Annotated in this window: 21 protein-coding genes and 3 pseudogenes; 19 read left to right on the forward strand and 5 right to left on the reverse strand. The window is 59.8% G+C overall.

What is annotated here, in order from left to right; translation table 11 throughout:
- Nucleotides 1–12 precede the first annotated feature (12 nt).
- The gene (locus PSCI_RS03085) at nucleotides 13–285 is read left to right on the forward strand and encodes an ogr/Delta-like zinc finger family protein (protein ID WP_045482685.1); all 273 of its coding nucleotides are present in this window, start codon (nucleotides 13–15) and stop codon (nucleotides 283–285) included.
- Nucleotides 286–318: 33 nt separating this feature from the next.
- On the opposite strand, the gene PSCI_RS03090 is transcribed toward PSCI_RS03085, so the two are convergent.
- A complete protein-coding gene (locus PSCI_RS03090; protein ID WP_045482688.1) occupies nucleotides 319–498 on the reverse strand; it encodes a hypothetical protein in 180 nt (59 codons plus the stop codon).
- An 83-nt stretch (nucleotides 499–581) separates the two neighbouring features.
- A complete protein-coding gene (locus PSCI_RS29695; protein WP_231906352.1) occupies nucleotides 582–1,154 on the reverse strand; it encodes a helix-turn-helix domain-containing protein in 573 nt (190 codons plus the stop codon).
- 83 nt (nucleotides 1,155–1,237) lie between these two features.
- On the opposite strand from PSCI_RS29695, the gene PSCI_RS03100 reads away from it, so the two are divergent.
- The 9 genes from PSCI_RS03100 to PSCI_RS03135 all read left to right on the forward strand — a co-directional run bounded on the left by PSCI_RS03100 (nucleotide 1,238) and on the right by PSCI_RS03135 (nucleotide 6,574).
- Entirely contained in the window at nucleotides 1,238–1,471 is a 234-nt protein-coding gene (locus PSCI_RS03100) for a helix-turn-helix domain-containing protein (RefSeq protein WP_045482691.1), read from the forward strand.
- Nucleotides 1,472–1,536: 65 nt separating this feature from the next.
- Entirely contained in the window at nucleotides 1,537–1,974 is a 438-nt protein-coding gene (locus PSCI_RS03105; protein ID WP_442965441.1) for a YmfL family putative regulatory protein, read from the forward strand.
- Nucleotides 1,971–2,330 (forward strand): hypothetical protein, encoded by a 360-nt coding sequence (locus PSCI_RS03110; RefSeq protein ID WP_045482695.1) that lies wholly within the window; start codon nucleotides 1,971–1,973, stop codon nucleotides 2,328–2,330. Before PSCI_RS03105 ends, PSCI_RS03110 begins: the two co-directional genes overlap by 4 nt.
- Nucleotides 2,331–2,400: 70 nt before the next feature.
- Entirely contained in the window at nucleotides 2,401–2,634 is a 234-nt protein-coding gene (locus PSCI_RS03115) for a hypothetical protein (protein WP_045482697.1), read from the forward strand.
- 8 nt (nucleotides 2,635–2,642) lie between these two features.
- On the forward strand, nucleotides 2,643–5,345 hold the full coding sequence (locus PSCI_RS03120; RefSeq protein ID WP_045493727.1) for a toprim domain-containing protein: 2,703 nt from the start codon (nucleotides 2,643–2,645) through the stop codon (nucleotides 5,343–5,345).
- Between the two features lie 112 nt (nucleotides 5,346–5,457).
- Nucleotides 5,458–5,898, forward strand: a complete 441-nt coding sequence (locus PSCI_RS03125; RefSeq protein ID WP_144403183.1) for a DUF2528 family protein — start codon at nucleotides 5,458–5,460, stop codon at nucleotides 5,896–5,898.
- A complete protein-coding gene (locus PSCI_RS03130; RefSeq protein ID WP_045482699.1) occupies nucleotides 5,895–6,131 on the forward strand; it encodes a hypothetical protein in 237 nt (78 codons plus the stop codon). Before PSCI_RS03125 ends, PSCI_RS03130 begins: the two co-directional genes overlap by 4 nt.
- Nucleotides 6,121–6,258: a hypothetical protein gene (locus tag PSCI_RS29410; RefSeq protein ID WP_158497579.1), complete on the forward strand. Its 138-nt coding sequence runs from the start codon at nucleotides 6,121–6,123 to the stop codon at nucleotides 6,256–6,258. The genes PSCI_RS03130 and PSCI_RS29410 overlap by 11 nt, the downstream gene beginning before the upstream one ends.
- Nucleotides 6,251–6,574 (forward strand): hypothetical protein, encoded by a 324-nt coding sequence (locus PSCI_RS03135; RefSeq protein ID WP_045482701.1) that lies wholly within the window; start codon nucleotides 6,251–6,253, stop codon nucleotides 6,572–6,574. The genes PSCI_RS29410 and PSCI_RS03135 overlap by 8 nt, the downstream gene beginning before the upstream one ends.
- Before the next feature lie 32 nt (nucleotides 6,575–6,606).
- On the opposite strand, the gene PSCI_RS03140 is transcribed toward PSCI_RS03135, so the two are convergent.
- Nucleotides 6,607–7,563: a tyrosine-type recombinase/integrase gene (locus PSCI_RS03140; protein WP_231906354.1), complete on the reverse strand. Its 957-nt coding sequence runs from the start codon at nucleotides 7,561–7,563 to the stop codon at nucleotides 6,607–6,609.
- Between the two features lie 540 nt (nucleotides 7,564–8,103).
- Here PSCI_RS03140 and PSCI_RS30095 point away from each other — a divergent pair.
- Together PSCI_RS30095 and PSCI_RS30100 are read left to right on the forward strand one after the other, a co-directional pair.
- A pseudogene (locus PSCI_RS30095) lies at nucleotides 8,104–9,189 on the forward strand (cache domain-containing protein); the annotation flags it as partial.
- A gap of 87 nt (nucleotides 9,190–9,276) precedes the next feature.
- Entirely contained in the window at nucleotides 9,277–10,044 is a 768-nt protein-coding gene (locus PSCI_RS30100; RefSeq protein ID WP_442965465.1) for a methyl-accepting chemotaxis protein, read from the forward strand.
- Between the two features lie 217 nt (nucleotides 10,045–10,261).
- Here the strand turns inward: PSCI_RS30100 and PSCI_RS03155 are convergent, their stop codons facing one another.
- On the reverse strand, nucleotides 10,262–11,203 hold the full coding sequence (locus PSCI_RS03155) for a hypothetical protein (protein ID WP_045482709.1): 942 nt from the start codon (nucleotides 11,201–11,203) through the stop codon (nucleotides 10,262–10,264).
- Nucleotides 11,204–11,336: 133 nt separating this feature from the next.
- Nucleotides 11,337–12,515 carry a GGDEF domain-containing protein gene (locus PSCI_RS03160; protein ID WP_045482712.1) on the reverse strand — a complete coding sequence of 393 codons (1,179 nt, stop codon included), beginning with the start codon at nucleotides 12,513–12,515 and terminating at the stop codon, nucleotides 11,337–11,339.
- A gap of 222 nt (nucleotides 12,516–12,737) precedes the next feature.
- Between PSCI_RS03160 and PSCI_RS28145 the strand changes: the two genes are divergently transcribed.
- The 7 genes and pseudogenes from PSCI_RS28145 (at nucleotide 12,738) to PSCI_RS03195 (ending at nucleotide 20,518) form a co-directional block, all read left to right on the forward strand.
- Complete coding sequence (locus PSCI_RS28145) at nucleotides 12,738–13,271, forward strand: hypothetical protein (RefSeq protein ID WP_052483342.1); 534 nt, start codon at nucleotides 12,738–12,740, stop codon at nucleotides 13,269–13,271.
- A 319-nt stretch (nucleotides 13,272–13,590) separates the two neighbouring features.
- Nucleotides 13,591–14,079: pseudogene (locus PSCI_RS30105) on the forward strand (MCP four helix bundle domain-containing protein); the annotation flags it as partial.
- A gap of 39 nt (nucleotides 14,080–14,118) precedes the next feature.
- Nucleotides 14,119–15,222 (forward strand): annotated as a pseudogene (locus PSCI_RS03175) (methyl-accepting chemotaxis protein); the annotation flags it as partial.
- 79 nt (nucleotides 15,223–15,301) lie between these two features.
- On the forward strand, nucleotides 15,302–16,081 hold the full coding sequence (locus PSCI_RS03180) for a transporter substrate-binding domain-containing protein (protein WP_045482721.1): 780 nt from the start codon (nucleotides 15,302–15,304) through the stop codon (nucleotides 16,079–16,081).
- A gap of 522 nt (nucleotides 16,082–16,603) precedes the next feature.
- A complete protein-coding gene (locus PSCI_RS03185) occupies nucleotides 16,604–17,323 on the forward strand; it encodes a gluconate 2-dehydrogenase subunit 3 family protein (RefSeq protein ID WP_045482725.1) in 720 nt (239 codons plus the stop codon).
- 36 nt (nucleotides 17,324–17,359) lie between these two features.
- Nucleotides 17,360–19,129: a GMC family oxidoreductase gene (locus tag PSCI_RS03190; protein ID WP_045482728.1), complete on the forward strand. Its 1,770-nt coding sequence runs from the start codon at nucleotides 17,360–17,362 to the stop codon at nucleotides 19,127–19,129.
- A gap of 12 nt (nucleotides 19,130–19,141) precedes the next feature.
- Nucleotides 19,142–20,518 carry a c-type cytochrome gene (locus PSCI_RS03195; RefSeq protein WP_052483343.1) on the forward strand — a complete coding sequence of 459 codons (1,377 nt, stop codon included), beginning with the start codon at nucleotides 19,142–19,144 and terminating at the stop codon, nucleotides 20,516–20,518.
- The last annotated feature ends 264 nt before the right edge of the window (nucleotides 20,519–20,782 follow it).

Genomic DNA, 20,782 nt, shown 5'->3' on the forward strand with positions numbered 1-20,782 from the left:
GGGAGGGACACAATGAGGATCGATTGTACGACGTGCGGACACAAGGGACGGATCAGCTCCCGGGAGACTATCACCCGCACATACGTGAAGCTGTACTGCCAGTGCCTGGACGCGAAATGCGGGCACACCTGGGTATCGAACCTGTCATTCGACCATACGCTGCGGCCTTCGGCGTTGCACCAGGAGCCACATGACGCCGCGCACCTGGCGGCGCAGATCCGGAGCCTGCCTGCAGACAAGCAACGTGAGCTGTTCGATAAGTTGGGTACTCAGCGCGTGGCGTGAACCGCCGGCGCCAGGCCGGCGATCTGCAGCGACTTATCCAGCTTTTATCGGATGCACGTTCAGTACTTCCAGTAAGCGCAGTACCTGGTGCTGCTCCTGATCCGACATCTGTCGGAATCGCTGTATCAGTTGCTGCTCACTGCAGGTTAGCGCGCTCTTGTCGGCTTCGTTAAAACCAAGAACACCATGCGCAACGACTGCCATCTCCAACATGCTTTAGCTCCTTGAAATGCATTGAGGAGCAGGCTGTATCGGGTGATGGCAGAGGTCTTAGAGGTGGGACAAAGGTGGGCAGTTTATTTGCCGCGGGCATCAGCATCGTCAGCCATAGCTTTGAGAAACCGGCTGATTGCTTGTCGATCAAAGTCGGTGATCCGGCGGTATTGATCAATGACTTTTGCCTCTTCGGGCAGCAAACCAGATACGGGCCTAAAACCCGTAAGCACAAAGGCAACATCAACGCCCAGCGTCGCTACGGCCACAAGATAGGCAGTGTCGGGATTGCGCACTCCCCTTTCATAGCCTCCTTGAGTGTTTCTACCCACGCCGCCGGTACTTGCCAAATCCTCTTGGCTCAAGCCCAAGCGTTCCCGCTCCTCTCGAAGTCGTTCGCCTACAGAGGTAATCGGGCCAGACTCGCTCACAGCAATAGGGACCTCTGCAGGACCGCACACAATGTACGGCACATCCAATCCAAGCTCCGTCGCTGCCAAAGCGAGATAGGACGCAGGAGCGTCGCTACTACCGCTTTCGTAGTTGACCTGTGTTCGCTTCGACACCTTCAACCTCTCTGCCATCTGGTCTTGAGTAAGGCCTGCCAGGTTCCGTTGCTCGCGCAGCCTCGTGCCAATCTGTTCAGAAAGTCGCAAAATTTTGCCTCTCGGTATTTACATTGGCAATTTATTGCCACAACATGCGCATGTTCTCACACGAATACGCAGGAATTTGCACTATGCCGAAATGCTCTATTACTGATCAAGCCCGAGAGACGGCCCGGAAGGCATTGGAACGTTGTGGCCAGACGGCGAGAGGCTTCGCTAAGCAACACGGTTTAAGTCCCAGCACCGTTTACGCGGTGCTGAGTGGCCAAAGCCAATGTCGTCGTGGGGAGGCACATCGAGCCGCTGTCCTGCTTGGAATCAAGGACGGCGTTATCGAGAACACCAACGACATAGCCGCACAGTAGAAGCTTGGTCACTCAGGGAGAAGTAGAAAATGAAGTGCAGGATTCTTACGGCACGCAAAGCGGCGATGAAAGCAATCATCGCAAGTTCCGGGGGCTGCAAAGCGGCAGCGGCCAAGTTGGAACTGAATCAGAAGAAATTTGAAAACCACGCCTACGGAAACGGGAGCAGCCGCCCCCTGACAGACGCGCAGATCTACAAACTTGAGCAGGACGCCGGCACGACTCATTTCCCGACCTACATCGCGGGGATCTATGGCGGTCTGTTTGTGCCATTGGCTGACCCTGACACTTTGGACAACATTGAGCTGTTCAGCCGCTCGGTACAGGTCGCTGCAAAGCGTGGCACGGTTGATCAGATCATTGCGCAGTCGCTTGATGACGGGTCAATCAGCTCCGACGAAGTAGAACGGATCCTCACGGCTCACCACGCTCACTTGGCAGCGCGGCATGAATCCATACTGGCCACTATCAGCTTGTACAGAAAACCGGGAGCAGAGGCATGAGCCTGCAGGATCGTGACTTCCAAGACACTCTCAAAGCGGCAGCCCTGCAGTTCCTGCAGCGTCACCACGCCGAGCATCTGACCTACGACTATCACTTGGCAGATCGGGCAGCCATCTACCTGGTAACCAACTTCAATCTGTTGGACACGACCGCTGAACGCATTGTGGCCCTTGCGGTAAATGACCTCATCGCTTTGCGCGATCGGCAGCGCGTCGACCTGACCCGCAGCACGTCGACGCACACCATCATCATTGACCCCGAAACCGGAACGACTTGGTCGATACCAGCCGCCCTAATCTTCGAACGCATCATCGGCTCTCCTGACAGCACACGCTACCGCGTAGCCAACTCCTAACCCAACACGACCGCCCTACTCCACGTTTCCCGTGGGTTTGGGTGAGCTTTGCCCGGAATCGAGGTTTTTGATGGAAAACGGCGTTGTTATCAGGACTGAACTTGCCCCGGCCGAAGCAACTGCACTGCTCAACCTTTTGAAGGCCAGCTACACCCTGGCCCTCACCGAACATTGGTACGACGACGCCTATCGGGCCGTGAACAACCAGGAACGCCACACCGCAATTCTCCAGAAACACCCTGCAATGGCCGCACAGAAGCGGCTGATCGGCGCACTCGTGCATAGCCTTACAACAGCGAAGTAATCGAAATGATGGAAGCGGATATCCGTGTAACAGTATTGGACCGACTGCAGGACGACTATGACCTCCGGGTCAAGCAAACCGGCGCCCTGTACATGCGTGGCGGCACCTGCCCAAGCTGCCACCAGAAGGAGCTGTATGCGCGCCATGACAACCCTTGGCAGATCCGCTGTGGCCGTCCTAAGTGCGGCTTGATCGAAGACGTCAAAGACATCTACCCCAACATTTTCGAGGACTGGAGCAAGCGAGCGCCTGCTACCGAGGACAATCCTACCGCGACAGCACGTGCCTACTTGGAGTTTGTCCGGGGCTTTGACGTCGGGATGATTGGCGCCTGGTTCACCCAGGAGAACTACGTCTGCCGTGAAAATGGCGAAGCGTCAGCGACCGTCCGGTTCGAAATGCCCAACGGCGGATACTGGGAGCGCTTGATCGACCGTGCTTCGCGCTTCGGAAAGATGAAAGCCCGGTTCAAATACCAGTACTCCATCGCAGGGCAGTGGTGGTGCCCGCCAGACACTGACCTGCACACGGTGGACGAGCTGTGGATTGTGGAAGGTGTATTCGACGCCATTGCTTTGGTCATGAACGGGATCAAGGCGGTATCGGCCATGTCCTGCAACAACTACCCCGGCGAAGCACTGAAAGCGCTGGCCGAGCAGCGAAAGGGCGACCTACCCACGCTGGTGTGGGCACTGGACAACGACCCTGTTGCCCATGGCTACCTGATGCGCTGGGTGAAGCTGGCCCGCGAACTGGGCTTCACCTGTCGTGCTGCGCTGGTCCCACAGCGCGGCAAGAAGAAGGTCGACTGGAACGACCTGCACCTGCGATGGAACTTCGAGGACAAGGGCGAGGCCCGCGACAAGCGCCGCGAGCGTGACCTGGCAGCCGCTCGGCACGAAGGCAAGCTGCTGCTGGCACCCAGCCCCAGGGAAAAAGCGCTGCTGATGTACACCTGGGATGAGGCCAATTCCGAGTTTGCCCTGGAGTTCGGCCACCAGACCTACTGGGCCAAGTTTGACCTGTCCAAGCTCGAAAAGCCGGACGGTGATGAGGAGCCCGATGATCACGACGAACAGTTGACGAGCGATCGAGAGGCCAGGCGCAAGGCCTTGGAGAAGGTGTGCACGATCAAGCTGCTGGTGAACTGTTGTCTCCAGCCTTTGTACAAGCAGGTCAACGATATCACCGATGAAGCGTGGTTCTACGTGAACGTGTCCACGGCCAGCAACGAGAAAGGCGACCGGCTCACGTTCACTCCCAAGCAGTTGTCGTCGAGCGGCGAGTTCAAGACCCGCATCACGAATGCCAAGGTCACCTGGCTCGGCACACAAAAGCACCTGGACCAAATCATGATGCGTCAGATCGAGAATTTGAGCACGGTGGGAACCATCGACTTCCTGGGCTACAGCAAAGAGCACAAGGCCTACATCTTCAACAACATCGCTATCAAGGACGGCACCGTTTTCAAGGCCAATGAGGACGACTACTTCGAACTGGGCAAGCAAAGCGTCAAGTGCCTGATGCGGTCGGTGAAAATGGATTTGGCCATCGATGGTCGCAAGTACAGCGAGGCCTGGCTGGACAAGCTGTGGCTAGTGTTCCGTGAAAATGGCTTGCTGGGTTTGACCTACTGGTTCGGGTCCCTGTACGCGGAACAAATCCGGGCGGAGTATGAAAGCTTCCCGTTCATGGAAATGTCCGGCGAACCTGACTCTGGCAAGACCACCCTCATCAAGTTTCTGTGGAAGCTGTTCGGTCGGCTCTACGAGGGCTTTGACCCTGCCAAGGGATCAGCATCGGGCCGTAGCCGTGCGATGGGTCAGGTGGCCAACCTGCCGTTGGTGCTCCTGGAGGCCGACCGCAACACTGATGCTGACAATGCCAAGTCGTTCGAATGGGACGAGTTCAAGGACTATTACGGTGGCGGCTTGCTGCGCACCCGTGGCGTGAAGAACAACTCCAACGACACCTACGAGCCCCCTTTCCGTGCCTCGATCGTTATCGCGCAGAACGCCATTGTCACCGGGCACGAAGCCATCCTGAGCCGGATCGTGCGACTGCCATTCCTCAAGCCGACCATCACTGAGGAAAGCCGGGCGGCAGCTGATGCTCTGGTTCAGACCGAGTTGGAGAGCGTGAACTACTTCATCGTGAAAGCGATGAAGGCCGAGCCCCAGGTAATGAAGAAGTTCGCCGAGGCGTACCCCAAGTACCGCGCACAGCTGTGGGCTTCCAAGAAGCTGTCGAGCGACCGGGTGATTCGCAACCACGCACAGATCATGGCGTTGCTGGACTGCCTGCAGCTGGTACTGCCTATCCCTGGGCATATGGTCCAGGAATGTCACAAGTACATCGAGAAGATGGCCAGCGAGCGCCAAGGGGCTATCACGACGGATCCGAAGGAAGTGGTCGAGTTCTGGCAGGTGTATGACTACCTGGAGAACTTGAGCGGTGAACCGTTGGTGAACCACAGCAAGAAGACCGGGCAGATCGCGATCAACCTCAACCAGTTCGCGGAAGTCGCGCACGAACACCGCCAGAAGATCCCCGACCTGGCCGTGCTGCGCCGTCTGCTCAAGGACGGTCGCACCCACCCAATGATCGATGCCAGCCGCCGTGTTGAAAGTCAGATCCGTGCGCTGCAGAAAGCTAAAACGCCGTTGGCACCAATTCCGCCGACCGTTCGCTGTTTCGTGTTCAAGGAATGAGCCACGCAGATTTGCGGGGCACCTGGCCCGCAAAGGACAACATCAGACCAGGTAATCAGAACAGCACCGAGGAGTTGCCGCTCCTCGATGCCAACCATCGTAAGGAAAACATATGAACGACGCACCGAACGACAGCAGCACCAAGGCTACCACACCAGCTATCCGCCGTTATCAAGTGCTCGAAAGCTTCAAGGATTACGAGGTTACCCTTGAGGTAGATCACTCGATCCTGACCCAGGAGCGGGCCACGCAGATCAATAGCTTTTGGACCAGCGACGACGATCGGCTCGATGAGGAAAACGGCGATGTGGTTCGCACAGTCATCCGGCTGGCTGGGCTGACGCTCATCAAACTGATGCTTGAATTGGGTGACGTCGACTTTTCGGATAAAGAGGTCGCGCGCGGGAACATCTGGAGTACGGAGCTGCGCCGCTTGGAGGGTTGGGGTGGAGAGCTTGAAGGCTCTCCCTATGGGTGGTGCGGCATACGGGCAGTATCAGCCAGCGTAAGCAGCTGCTCGTTCTACGAACTTGAAGTGAGAGAAGTGTCATGACCAGCACCTTTCGGAACGAGCCAAAGCACCTCATGACGATAGGTGTGATCGGTGCAGCCCTGATCGACTACCAGGTGCGAAAAACCACTACAGCACGTCAGCAACTTGTGGAGCTGGCCAGCGCGGCCATCACCGCCGGCGAACTGGACGACCAGGAGCAAGTAGTGGTCGGCCATGTCTTGACCCAAGTAGCAGCCAACAACCAATTCGGAGTCACCCAGCATGATTATTGAGTTCAGCCTGATGGTGCCGGGTCGCCTGCACCAGGAGTGGAGCATCGAGGTCGACGACCACACTACCGACGAACATCTGCTCGATCACATTCGAGAGGAAATGCAGGAGGCACTTGACGATGATTGAAAACGGGCTGAATCAACAGGAGCCGGCCACTGAGTTAGTGCAGTCGATTCAGGAACTAATTCGCCAGTTGCGGCGGCCGGGAATCCCGATCGAGGATGTTCTATGGACGGCAGCAGACATTGCCGAATATCTCAAGCTATCCACTTACAGCGTCGAACGGAAGGTAACACTGACCCCTGGCTTCCCTGATAGCGTGCAACCCTGCTCTGACGGCCCCAAAGCCCTCAAGCGCTGGTTTGCCGGTGAAGTGATCGACTGGACACGTCGACACAGGGCCAAGCTTCCCAAGGCACGATCAAGCCGGCAATCAGCCTGACCCATTTTAAGCCTGCGCTTCTGCAGGCTTTTTTATCCCAGCAGCTTGGCCAGCTCTGATGCCGTGGCGTTGTAATAGACCATCAGCGACTTCAGGTCCTTGTGGCCAGTAATACGTGCCAAGTCCAGGACCTCGACCTTGCGAGCGAGCCGGGTTATCGCCTCGTGCCGAGTGTCATGAAAGTTTGGGCCATCGGCAAATAGCTCATCACGCACTTTCCTATACATAGTGTCGGCCGACGCTGATTTGAGGCGGAACAGCGGATCCCGTCCCCCCTTCCCCTCCATCATCAAGCCGACCAGCTCAGTTGCACGTGAACTCAGCGGCACATTTCGGCTGGACCCATTCTTCGTTTTCGGCAATCGGACCCAGCGCTCCGGCATGTTCACATCTGCCACCGTGATGCCCAGAATTTCGCCCTGACGCATGGCTGTCTCCAGTGCGATCAGGAACGCTACGGCAAGCTCATGCTGCAGCTTGACGGGCGCAACACCCTCAACAAAGCCTAGCCTGGTCGTGATGGCCAGAACCTCACCTGGTGAGATGCGACGATCCCGGCCTGGCCCGTTACTCGGACGCCGGGCGTCTCTAACCGGGTTCGCCTTGCAGGTTCGCCACTCACGGCGGGCAATCTCAAAAACGGATGAGAGTAGTGTCATCTCACGGCGCACAGTCGACGGTTTAACAGTCTCCAGACGCTGGTCGCGCCATTTAGCAACCTGCTCAGAAGTGATATTGTCCAGCAGCTCCCCGACCCACTCCAAGGTGCGGTCGAATCGTTCGAGGCGGATCTGCTCCCAGCGCACGCCCTCTTTGGTCGTTGACACCTCCCGCTTGTATCGCTGGAACGCTTCCGAAAGAGTCATTGTGGCCGCGGTAGATTGCTGGCCACTCTCTGCGAGGATCTGGGCTTCACGGGCCGTCGCCCATGCAACCGCTGCGGCTTTGGTCGGGAACGTGGCTGAATCTCGAACGCCAAGCTTGGCCACCTCAGCCCGCCACCCGCCACTGCGTTTCCTGTAAGACGCCATCTGTCCCCCTGGGCGTAAAAATGGCGTAAAGGCTACCACGCAAAAGCACTCAAACGCCGCACCACGCCAGATTAAGCCAAGTCGAAACCCTTACTTAACAAGGACTTGCAGCCACAAGCCGTAAGGTGCACGATCCAGCCAGATGAGTGAGATGCCCCCTCGGGGCACCAAACAGCAGCACCTCCAAGTCAACTAGCAGACTTGGATATAAAAAACCGGCCAGTTGAGCCGGTTTTTTTATGGGCGTCTTTTACCCCTTTGCTTCTTGATGACGCGTTGCGGCGCGACAGTCTGCGCATGTCCAGTGTTCTTAAAGACCCCTTCGCTAGCAAGACGGATCGCCGCCCGCTCCTCCAAGCTAATGAACGCCCCCTGAACCAACCCCGCCCGCCCCATCAAGATTTCCCCCACCCCGCCGACATAATTTGCAATATCCAATGGCTACCATCCACCCGCGATGCCCCATTGACCCCTTCACACCGGACCGTGGTAGCCATAATGAAAATAAAGAACAAACTCGTCCTGGCCTTTGTACTGGTGGCTTTCATCCCTGTGAGCCTGGTTGCCGTGATTTCAGTGCTGAACATCCGCTCGCAGGCGGTCGATCAGTTCATTGATAGCAGCACCCGTGAAATTCGTCAGATCGACGGCAATATCCGGCAGTTTTTCGACAGCACCCAGCACAACGTCGACCAGATGGCCGCCGATCCGCAGTACACCTCGGTCGCCAGCCTGAAGAACTATCAGCCTGCCGATGCGGCCAGTCAGCCGTTGCCAGCTGCGGCCAAGCAGGTGATCGATGCGTTTGCCCGCTATGGCGAGACTCATCCGACGGCGGCGATTCTGTCTATCGGGCTGGAGGACGGCACTTATGCCAAGTGGCCGGATGATCCGCAGTTGTCCAAATATGATCCACGTGGCCGCCCTTGGTACAAAGCGGCCATGGCCAGCCCTGGCAAAACGGTGCGTACACCGGCTTATTACTATGAGAAAGACGCCGTGGCACTGGTTGGCAGTGCGCGGGCGATGCTGGATACCGCTGGCAAACCCAAGGGGGTGTTTGTCGTCAGTGTCTCGCTGAAAAACCTCACCGAGCTGGTCAAGAGCATCAAGCTGGGTGAAAGCGGCTACGTGATGCTGATCGAAGACGGCGTGGTGCTGGTCGACCCGCGCGATCCGAGCCATGGCTTCAAGCCGCTCAAGGACCTGGGCGAGCCGTATGCCAAGCTGGCGGCCACGACTCAGGGCTCTACCGAGGTCGAGATCAACGGCGTGCGCTACATGGCTAACGTCTGGACCTCGCCGGGCCTTGGCTGGCGCTATATCGGCCTGATCGAGCATCAGGAAGTCATGGCGGCGGCGACGCATATCACCTACCTGATCGTCGGCATCGTCGTGGTTCTGGTGCTGATCTTCGCGGCGTTGGCAGCAGCATTTGCCCGGGTGATCGTCAAACCGATCGGCCAGGTCAGTACCGGTTTGCAATCGATTGCCGAAGGCGAAGGCGACCTGCGGCGCAATCTGGATGTGCAGGGCAAGGACGAAACCGCAGAGCTGGCCGGCTGGTTCAACAAGTTTCTCGCCGCCATCCGCCAGTTGATCCAGCACATCGGCGCGGCCTCGGCCAATCTGCAGGACGCTTCGCGGGTCAACAGCGAAGTGGCCAACAATATGGATCAGGCGGCGGGCCGTCAGCGCCAGGCCGTTGAGCTGGTGTCCACGGCGTTCAACGAAATGGTCGCCACTGCCAACGAAGTCGCGCGGGCCTGCACCACGGCTGCCGGGTCGGCGGAGAGCGGGCAAAGCCGGGTGGCCGAAGGCAAGCAGCAGATCGAGATGAGCACCCAGCATGTCAATCGGCTGGGCCGACGCCTGAGTGAGTCGTCGCAGGCGATGGTCGAGCTTGAGGAAGGCAGCCGCAGCATCAACCAGATTCTCGGCACCATCCGTGCGATTGCCGAGCAGACCAACCTGCTGGCGCTGAACGCCGCGATCGAAGCCGCCCGTGCCGGTGATCAGGGTCGCGGCTTTGCCGTGGTGGCCGATGAAGTGCGCGCGCTGGCCAAGCGCACGGCGGACTCGACCGGCGAGATCGATCAGTTGCTTAGCACGTTGGGCGGCAAGACCCAGGAGGTTTCGCAGAAGATGCACAGTTGCCTGGAGCTGTCGCAGGCCAGCGTGGCATCGATTGAAAGTGCGCGCGACAGCTTTGAAGGTATTCAGTTGTCGGTCAACGAGATCCGTGACCAGAACCTGCAGATTTCCACCGCTGCCGAAGAGCAGCACAGTGTGGCTGAAGACATTAACCGGCATATCCAGCAGATCTACGACGAGGCAAGGCTGGTGGAAAGCCTGGCGCACTCGGCGCAGACCGACTCCGGCCGCTTGTCGCAGTTGTCTGATGAACTCAATGGACTGGTGGGGCGCTTCAAGTCCTGAATCTAAGTTTTCGCGGCTGAAGCCGCTCCTACGGGAATAGTCAGCTTCAAATCTTGAGATGAAGACGGCGGGCTTTAAGGCCCGCCGTCAGGTGACATCACATCAACAGGGCAATCAGGATGATCACCGGAATGGGTACACCAATAATCCACAGCAATAGCGAACGCATCATTTAGCTCCTTGCCCGGTCACGACCGGGTGATTGTCAAATCAACTCTCAAGTGCGACGGGCACGTTCCAGCGCGGCAGTTTCCAGTGGGTCATCGATCCACAGCGCGCGATCACGCTGACGACCGCCCCACAGCGCCGCAAGGCTGGCAAAGAAGGCGCCGCACAACAGGGCGATGAACGTCCACAGCGCGGTATGCGCGGCGACTTTGGCAGCGGTGTCAGCGGCCTGTTTTGCCGCAAGCTTGGCGTCTTCAATAGCTTGACGAGCCTCGCCATACACTTGGTCAACGCGCTGCTCGGCCTCTTGCTGGGTCATGTTGGTGCGTTGCGCGACGAACTGCGCCAGGTAAGCACGGTCGTCAGCGTTCATCTGGCCATCACCGGCCAGGGCCTTGTTGAGGATGCGGCTGGTCACCCCTTGCGCGTCGGTCTGGCTGGCTTGTGAAGGGTCGGCGCTGCGCAGCAGTTTGTCGATGAAGTAGCCACCGTCACCCTGATTCTGGCCATCGCTCATCGCGCCGACCGCTGTAGCACCACCGGCGGCCATGGCCGCGCCCGCCGCCTGACCACCGACCTGAGCCACGCTACCGACCGTCGAAGCGACCGAACTGACCACCAGTGCAGCGGTGATCAGGGTCGCCACAGCCCAGGACAGGAAGCCGTGGCTGGTGTCACGGAAGTAGACCTCATCGCCGTGCAGGTTGGTCCACTTGCCACGCAACCGGCCTGCCAGGTAGCCACCCAGCGCCGACGCCAGGATCTGCGTCACCAGTAGCCAGACAATCGTCGATATACCCAGCGCCTTGGCGCTGACGCCCTCATCCCCCCAGGGCGACGAGAGCGCGAAGCCCAGCCCTGAGCCCAATAACAGCAAAATCATGGATAAAGCTGCCGCACCTGCGGCACCGGCGAAAATCGCCGCCCAGGAGACGCCAGACTGGCTCGCCCGGTCGGGCGCGTAGGTGGTGTATTGCGCAGGTGTGATCATGATTGCAGGCCCTTTGGCAGTGAAAGGATAAGTCCCTCACTGGTTACGACCTGCGCCTGCGCTGATGTTTCAAAATATTAATGCCTGGTTGGCGCAAACGTCATGCGCCCCCGGTTGCAGGAGGCCGGGAACCTCACTGGGCCTGCAATGTTTGCTGGGTACCGACTGTCTGATCGACTATCCGCAAGGCATCGCGGCCGCTGCGTTTGGAGTCGTACAACGCCTTGTCCACCTGCTCAATCAACGCGGTGAGGCTGACCGGCGGCTCACCGAACAGGTTGGCACCCACACTCAAGGTGACCGGCAACGGTGTCGGAAAGTGGTCTGTCGCGGCCTGCTGAAACTGCTCACGCAAGGCACTGCTGATGGCCTCGATGGACTCGCAAGACGCATTGCTCAGCAGGATCGTGAACTCATCCCCGCCCAGACGCGCCACCAGATCGCCTTTGGGCACCAGCGCACGGATCATCTCGCTGAGCATGACCAGCAGCCGGTCGCCCGCGGCATGGCCATGCAGGTCATTGACCGGTTTAAAGTTGTCGATATCGATCAGCAGCAAGGCGCCTGGTCTGGCAGCCGAAACGTCGCTGAGCAGACGCACCGCCCGGGCTTCGAACGCGCGGCGGTTATACAGCGCGGTAAGCGGGTCGCGAGCGGCTAACCGGGCGATCTGCTTTTCACGCTGGTAACGCTCGGTGCCGGTCATCGACACCGCCAACAGCATGATGGCGATCACCCCCTCGACCAGCGAAATCTGAATCACATGACCGCGCAACGCCGCCAGATCGACCAGCGTGCCCGGCGCAAACACCGACAGCCCTTTGCACAGGTAGAACAGACCATGGGCCAGCAGCACAAAGCGCAGTTGCGCCGCGCCGACACTCAACGAAAGGCCATGCGGACGTAGCAGAAAACTGGCCCGCAAGGTCACGATCGAGACCAGCAGCGAGTTGGCCAGCAGCATGGTTTTCGACCACTGCGGCCCTTCAGGTAATAACAGCATGGCCAGCCACACCCCGGCCAGCCAATACCAGACCCGCGACAGCCTGACCTCCGTGAAACGTGCCACACCGAGCAGGAACAGCCAGTGCGCCAGCACCAGCAGGCCATTGGCGAACCAGATGCCGATGATCAGGATGCCGCTGTTGCGCAGCAACGCCAGGCTACAGCCGACGGTGATGGTGGTAAAACCCAGGCTCCAGAACAGTAGCGACGAAGCGCGGACACTGCGCCATTCAATGCCCAGATAGAGTGCTGCAGAAGCTGCGAGCGCGATAGAAAGGACCAACATGGTTGTTGGATCGAGCGCCATGGACTGCCAAGCCTGTAAGTGAGCAAAAAAAGGGAGGCGATTGTAAGCATTTGCAAGGACTTTGGCAGAGTACATCACTCGGGCAATGGCATACATAGCCCCGATCGGCTAAGCCGACGACCGACGACCGACGCCCGGCGTCGCCAGCCAGCAACCCGCCCCGGCTCGAAGATTTTCGGCTCTATGCTGTCTACTGACCCCCACCCCTCACGGAAAGCCACCATGCAAAGCAAACTGGACCCGACCACCCGCGACGCCATCGCTTTTATCGAAAGCCTGTGCGAACGCCAACTGATCACCTGGCCAATTGATTTCGAGTTCCATGCGACCACTGATGAAGATCTGGCCGAGACCTTCGGCCACTGGTTTGGTGGCCAGCGCTGGGCCGCGCAAGGCGACAGCTTCGTGCAGTTCGGCCAGGACGGCACCGGCTCGCTGTTTCTGCTGTGGTACTACCCCGGCCTGACTGGCACGCCGCCGGTGGTATTCATGGGCTCGGAGGGCGAGTCGAGCCTGGTGGCAGGCAGCCTTGAGGACTTCATCCGCCAGTTGGGCTCGGGGCAGGTGTTCTACGTCGATAGCTGGGTCGAACCTGATGAGGACGATAACCAAGACATGGACTGGCAGGCGCTGGCCGAAGCGATTGATGAACGCTACGGTCTGAGTGATGAAACTGCGCAGCAATTGGCGGAACAAGCCGCTCGTTTGCACCCGGACTTTACCGGCTGGGTGGAGTCGAAGGTGGAGTACGTTTGAGCCGACCCGGCCACCGCCCCATGAGCAATCAGCAATAGGTCGGTGCATCAACCAGAAAATCTTGCTGCGGTATTTTGTCGCACCGCGCCGCAGCAGCCCTTGACAGAAAACGCCCGCCAATCCAATGGCGTCAAATGGCTATCACGCGGGCGTTTCAGCCCTATCGCCTGCTATTTCAGCCACGCCAATTTCGTCGCCATAGACGTTAAAAAAAGATAAATGGCCCCTGAACTTCACAAAGCCTAACAAGCGAGCTTTGCCTGAAACGGTTAAGGTCTGCGCGCCAGACCGCCCCCTCCTCCGTAGACAGGCTTTCAGCATGAACCTGAGAAACCTCAATATCGCCCCCCGCTCCTTGCTCTGCTTCGGCTTTTTTGCCCTGTTGATTTCGGCTTTCGGACTGTTCTCACTGTACGAGGCCTCCCAACTCAAAGACTCCCGGCAAGTGTTGCAGGACAAGGTGATGCCTGCCGTGAAGGCCATCGCCAATATTGAAAGCGACCTGCTGACCATCCGCCTTGGCAATACCAACTTGCGTACCGCCCAATCGCCACAAGCACTCCAGGTGGCCCACCAACGCATCAAGGATGGCCGCGCCAACCTCGAAGCCGATGTGAGGAAGCTCAAGCCACTGCTGACCAACCCGGATGGCCAGAAAGCCTACAGCCAGATGGAGACCAACCTGATCGCCTATCTGGGCGTGCATACGCGTTTTCTGGAACTGGTTGAGCAAAAGCGTGAAGACGCGATCAGCGCCATTACCGCGCCGGGTGGCGAGCAGACCCTGGCAGCCAACCGCCTGAGCAAGGACATCGAAGAGGTCACCCGCCAGGTCGAGCTGATGACCACCCGCTCCGGCGAACGGGCCGACGCGGTGTATGCCGAGGCGCAGTATGTGACCATCGCCGCGATCATCGTCGCGCTGATTGCCACCCTGGTCCTGGCGGCGCTGTTCACCCGTAGCCTGGTGGCACCGATTGCCCAGGCGCTAAATGTCGCCGAACAGATTGCCGGCAACGACCTGAGCAAGCCGATCGAGGTGAACGGCAATGACGAGCCGGGCCGCCTGCTCGGCGCCCTGGCGGTGATGCAGCAGAACCTGCGCCACACGCTGGGCGAGCTGGGCCACTCCTCCAACCAATTGGCATCCACTTCGGAAGAAACCAGCGCGGTCACCGCTGACGCACTGCGCGGTATCCAGCGCCAGAACGATGAAATCAACCAGGCGGCCACAGCCATCAATCAAATGAGCGCGGCGGTCGAGGAAGTCGCCCGCAATGCCGCACTGGCCTCGGATGCCGCCCAGGACTCGAGCCAGTCGGCCATCAATGGTCGCCAACGGGTCAGCGAGACGGTGGCGGTCATCACCGACCTGCACCATGCGGTCGGCAGCACCGCCACCGAGATCGACGGTCTGGCCACTCAGGTACAGAACATCAGCGGCGTGCTGGATGTGATTCGCGGCATCGCCGACCAGACCAACCTGCTGGCGCTCAACGCCGCCATCGAGGCAGCCCGTGCCGGTGAGGCAGGACGCGGTTTTGCCGTGGTCGCCGACGAAGTCCGCGCCCTGGCGCACCGTACCCAGCAGTCCACCGCCGAGATCGAAAGCATGATTACCTCGATCCAGAACGGTGCTGGCAAAGCAGTCAACGCCATGGGCCTGAGCCGCGAACGCGCCCAGGAAAGCCTGACGGTCGCAGAAGCCGCCGGCAAAGCGCTGACTGAAATCACCGCCGCCATTGCTCTGATCAACGAGCGCAACATCAGCATCGCCACGGCCACCGAAGAACAGGCGCAAGTCGCCCGGGAAGTCGACCGCAACCTGACCAGCATCCGCGACCTGTCGCTGCAGAATTCTGCCGGCGCCAACCAGACCTCGGCCGCCAGCGGTGAGCTGTCGCAACTGGCGGTAGCGCTGAACGCGATGGTGATGCGCTTTCGCATGTAAACCGATGCGGCTGCCGTAAGGGGCGTCAAAGCGGTTACCCTGCTGGTCCCTCAATACCAACAAGCGAGTAACCGCCCCGATGAATCTGCAATTGTCCGCAATCACTGCCCTGCTGTTGGGACTGTCCGGTCTGGTCCAGGCTCAAGAGCCGATCTCGCATCTGGACAGGGTCCAGCAGGCAGGCGAGCTGGCGGTGTGTACCACCGGCGACTACAAGCCTTACACCTATCGGCGCGCCGATGGCGAGTACGAAGGCATTGATATCAGCATGGCGCGCTCATTGGCGCAAAGCCTGGGCGTCAAGGTCAAATGGGTGCCGACCACCTGGAAGACCCTGATGCCGGACTTTCTCGCCAACAAGTGCGATATCGGCATGGGCGGGATCTCGGTGACGCTGGAGCGGCAGAAGAAGGCGTTCTTCAGCGACACCCTGGATGTGGACGGCAAGATCCCGCTGGTGCGCTGCGTCGATCAGGACAAGTACCAGACCATCGAGCAGATCAACCAGCCGGCGGTACGCCTGATCGAACCGGCCGGCGGCACCAATGAGGCATTTGCCCGCGCGCACCTGCCCAAGGCGCAACTGGCCTTCCACGACAACAACACCATCTTCCAGCAACTGCTGGATAAAAAAGCCGACGTGATGATTACCGACTCGTCCGAAGCGCTGTATCAGCAAAAGCGCTTGCCGGGCCTGTGCGCGGTGAACCCGTCGCGCTACATGCAGTACGGCGAAAAAGCCTACCTGCTACCGCGCGGTGATGCGGACTGGAAGAGCTATGTCGACCAATGGCTGCACCTGAGCAAGGCCACAGGGGCTTACCAGAAGGTGCAGAGCGAGTGGCTGGCGCTGCCCTGAAGGCTGAAAGCGATAAGCTCAAGGACCTATGATGTCATCAGATAACCATAAAAATCTCACAAGATTTTCTTGGTAGCCAGACATCATAAAGACAGCGCAACCAACCGGAAGAATGCGACACTAGAGCGCTTGACTATCATTATGAAATCATTCGTTACATAGCCGAATGACTCTGATAACATCGTACAACCCGTGATGAGCAAGCGATCAAACCGTATCGCACCTCTATGTTCGAGCCGGGTCACCGTAATGACCCGGCCGTCCCGCTGCAAACGAAACACAATGAGAGCAGCCTAGAAGGCCTGCCAGCCCTGTTCCTGAATTGTTCGCCTACCTGGCAACGACCCCGGTCGTTTGCCCACGCTGTCGTTTGCCCTCAAGAAAGCGAGCGGCAGCCAGCGTGCGAACAGTCCAGCAACCTGTCGCCAACGTTCAAGCAGAGGGTCAGATGCGCCGTCAGGCGTGTGTTAGAGCCTTGTGTCGTCCGGGATTTTCTTGTGAGCAGTCATAGGTGATCCCTACATGTTGTTAAACAAACCGACATCGCGAAGGAAGTTTCTGCTTTCCTCCCTGATTGCCTTGCCGGCAATGGGTGTGACCGTCAAAGGCCTGAGTGCCGCGGCCGCCGCAGAGATGATTGCCCCGGGCCTGGACACCTACGCCCCGACCTTTTTCAGCCCTGGCGAATGGGCATTCGTGCTCGCCGCCACCGACCGCCTGATCCCCGCCGAAGGCCGTGGCCCTGGCGCGCTGGAAACCAACGTACCGGTGTTCATCGACCAGCAACTGGCCAGTGACCTGGGCAGCGAGATCTATCTGGAAGGCCCGTTCCCGGCCAACCCGCCGCCAACCATGGGTTACCAGATCCCGTTCACCCCGCAGCAGATCTACCGCACGGCGATCAAGGCCGTGAACGCCTGGTGCCAGGAAAAACATCGCGACAACTTCGCGGTGCTGGATGCGCCGGTACAAAACGACGTGCTCAAAAAGCTGCAAAGCGGCGAAGTCGACTTCAGGGCCTATGGCGAGGACATCCTCAAGTCCAAGCAGTTTTTCGGTGAGCTGCTGGGCCACACCAAGCAGGGCTACCTGGCCGACCCGATCTACGGCGGCAACAAGGGCATGAAAGCGTGGATTGCCATCGGCTTCCCCGGTGCCCGCGCCAGCTACGTCGAATGGGTCACCCAGCACAACGTCAAGTACCCCCTCGGTCCGGTCAGTGTCAGCGGCCAGCGCGGCTGACCCCGGAATATTCGCCTTCACGCAAGCAAGGTTTTTATGGCAAACATTACCAATGACGAAGTCGATGTCGTCGTAGTCGGCCTGGGTTGGGCCGGTTCGTTGATGAGTATCGAGCTGGCCCAGGCGGGCCTCAAGGTCCGCGCCCTGGAGCGCGGCGAAGACCGTACCAACAAGGACTTCGCCTACCCCAAACCGGCTGACCAGTACGCCTACGGCGTGCGCAACAAGATCATGGCGACCCCCAAAGATGCGGCCATGACCGTACGCCACAACACCAGCAGCATGGCGCTGCCGACCCGCAAGTGGGGCGCCTTCGAACCGGGCACCGGCGTGGGCGGCTCGGGCCTGCACTGGACCGGCGTGCTGATTCGCCCGACGCCGACCGACATCAAGCTCAAGACCTACGCCGACCAGGCCTACAAAAAGGGCGTGTTGCAGGACGACATGCGCATCGGCGACTTCCCGTTCAGCTGGGAAGAGATCGAGCCGTACCTCGACAAATTCGACATGATCTGCGGCCTGTCGGGCAACACCGGCAACCTGCGCGGGCAGATCATGGAAGGCGGCGACCCGTTCGAAGGCCCGCGTTCCAACCCCTACCCGCTGCCGGCGCTGAAAGACACCCTGAACTGCTCGATGTTCGCCGACGTGGCGCGCAAGCTGGGTTACCACCCCTTCCCCAACCCGTCGGCCAACGTCTCCCAGGCGTGGACCAACCCGTACGGCAACCAGATCGCACCGTGCAACTACTGCGGCTATTGCAGTAAGTACCCGTGCCTGAACTACTCCAAGGCATCGCCGCAGACCGCCGTGATGGATGCGCTTAACCGCATGGACAACTTTGACTACAAGGTCAACGCCAACGTCCTGAAGGTCGAGCTGCACCCGGACGGCAAGACCGCCAAAGGCGTGACTTATGCCGACGCCGACGGCAACACTGTGTTCCAGCCAGCGAAAATCGTGGTGCTGGCGGGCTTTCAGTTCGTCAACGTGCGCCTGATGCTGCTCTCCGGTATCGGCCAGCCGTATGACCCGGTGACTGAAACCGGCACCGTGGGCCGCAACTACGCGTTCCTCAGCAACGGTAACGCGACGCTGTTCTTCAAAGACAAGTTCTTCAACCCGTTCGCCACCGCCGGTGCCACCGGGCAGATGTTCAACGACGTATCGCCGGGCAACTTCGACGGCAACGCGGCGGGCTTCATTGGCGGCGCCAAGATTCACAGCTCGCAAGCCACCGGCGCGCCTATCGGCACCTCGTTGCCGGCCGGCACCGCCGACTGGGGCAAGGGCTGGAAAGAAGGCATGGTCGACTGGTACGGCCACTCGATGAAGGTCAGCATCACCACCACTTGTATGTCGTACCGCGACCACTACATGGACCTGGACCCGAACTACAAGGACCGCTGGGGCCTGCCGCTGGCACGGATCACCTTCGACTGGAAACAGAACGAGCTGAAACTGCAGCAGTACCTGCGCAAGATCGTCCTGGACATCACCAAGGAACTCGGCCCCGACAGTTACACCGAGAGCTTCCTGGGCATGGACTCGCACTGGGACCTGACCAAGTACGTCTCGACCCACAACGTCGGTGGCGCAGTGATGGGCGACTCGCCCAAGACCAGCGCGCTGAACCGCTACCTGCAGAGCTGGGACGTGCACAACGTATTCGTGCCGGGCGGCAACGCTTTCCCGCAGAACTTCCAGGCCAACCCCACCTCCATGATCGGCGCCATCACCCTGTATGCAGCGCAGGCGATCAAGGAACAGTACCTGAAAAACCCCGGCCCGCTGGTGCAGGCATAAGGAGCGAGAAAAGTGAAATCCAAATCCCGTTCCCTATTGCTCACCCTGGTGGTGCTGGGTGTGGTCCTGGCGCTGCTCGGCTGGCTGGTCGCAGGCTTGTTGAACCGCTCCGGTGATGCAACCGCGCAACTGACCCAGCCGGTCACCCCCGAGCTGATCAAGAAAGGTGAATACCTGGCCCGCGCCGGTGACTGTGTGGCCTGCCACACCGCCCACGGCGGCAAGGAGTTTGCCGGTGGCCGTGGCATCGAGTCACCGATCGGCACCATCTATGCCACCAACATCACGCCCGACAAAGACACCGGTATCGGTGGCTGGACCTACGGTCAGTTCGAGCAAGCGGTACGCCGTGGCATCAACCACGACGGCACGGCGCTGTACCCGGCGATGCCGTTCCCGTCCTATGCACGCACCAGCGATGAAGACACCCAGGCGCTGTATGCCTACTTCATGAATGGCGTGGCCCCGGTCAAACAGGCCAACAAGGCCAATGACATTCCGTGGCCGTTGTCGATCCGCTGGCCTCTGGCTTACTGGCGCACGCTGTTCTCGCCACTGCCGGAGGATGCCGCCGTGTCGCTCAAGGTATCGACCGATGGCAAAGACCCGCAGATCGCCCGCGGTGCCTACCTGGTGCAGGGCCTGGGCCACTGCGGCTCGTGCCACACGCCACGGGCACTGACCATGCAGGAGCGCGGCCTGGACGAGAAAAGCGCGACCTACCTGGCCGGTGGCGAACTCAATGGCTGGTCGGTGCCAAGCCTGCGCGGCATGCCGCACTGGACCCAGGAAGAGCTGGTTGATTACCTGGGCACTGGCCGCAACGCCAAGGCTTCGGTAGGCGGCGAGATGACCGACGTGATCGCCAACAGCACCTCGCACATGACCGACGCCGACCTGCACGCCATTGCCGCGTACCTCAAGTCGCTGCCAGCCAGCCAGGCCACCTACCAGCACGACCCGCAGCGTAGCGCGGCCACCGCGGCCAAGCTGACCGCTGCCAAGGACCTGACCCTGGGTGAGCGTCTGTATCTGGACAACTGCGGGGCTTGCCACTTCGTCGCCGGTGAAGGCGCATCGCGGGTGTTCCCGCGCCTGGACGGTGCGACCATCATCAATGCCGACAACCCGACCGCGTTGATCCACGTGATCCTGGCCGGCACCACCACCCCATCGACCGCCCGCGCCCCCGCCGTGCTGCCAATGCCAGGCTTCGCCTGGCGGATGGACGACAGCGAGACCGCCGCCCTGGTGAGCTTCCTGCGCCAGGGCTGGTCGAACAATGCAGGTGCCGTGACGGCCAATCAGGTGCGTGATATCCGCGCCAACCTGAATGCAGGTCACGATACGGCCAAGACGACCCTGGAACCGTCGAAGCCGCAGCACTGAGCAAACATGGCCTGGTCATCTTCATGACCAGGCCATGAGTGTTGGCTGGGCAACCTGCAAGAGACTCCCTTTCTTTCGAGCAGCAAGCACAGGGCATGGCAGGAATAATGCCGATCAGTTAAGACCGGCCAGGTCCGTGGGAGACAGCTCTGCTGGCGACTGCAGGGTTACATCCACAGCAGATGTGCCGATTTTACTGGCCCTGTCGCAAGCAGAGCTCCCTCCCACAAGGCCCCAACCAGACCCGCCGGCCTCTTCGCGACC

The sequence above is a fragment of the Pseudomonas sp. StFLB209 genome (genome assembly GCF_000829415.1).
Classification (GTDB): domain Bacteria; phylum Pseudomonadota; class Gammaproteobacteria; order Pseudomonadales; family Pseudomonadaceae; genus Aquipseudomonas.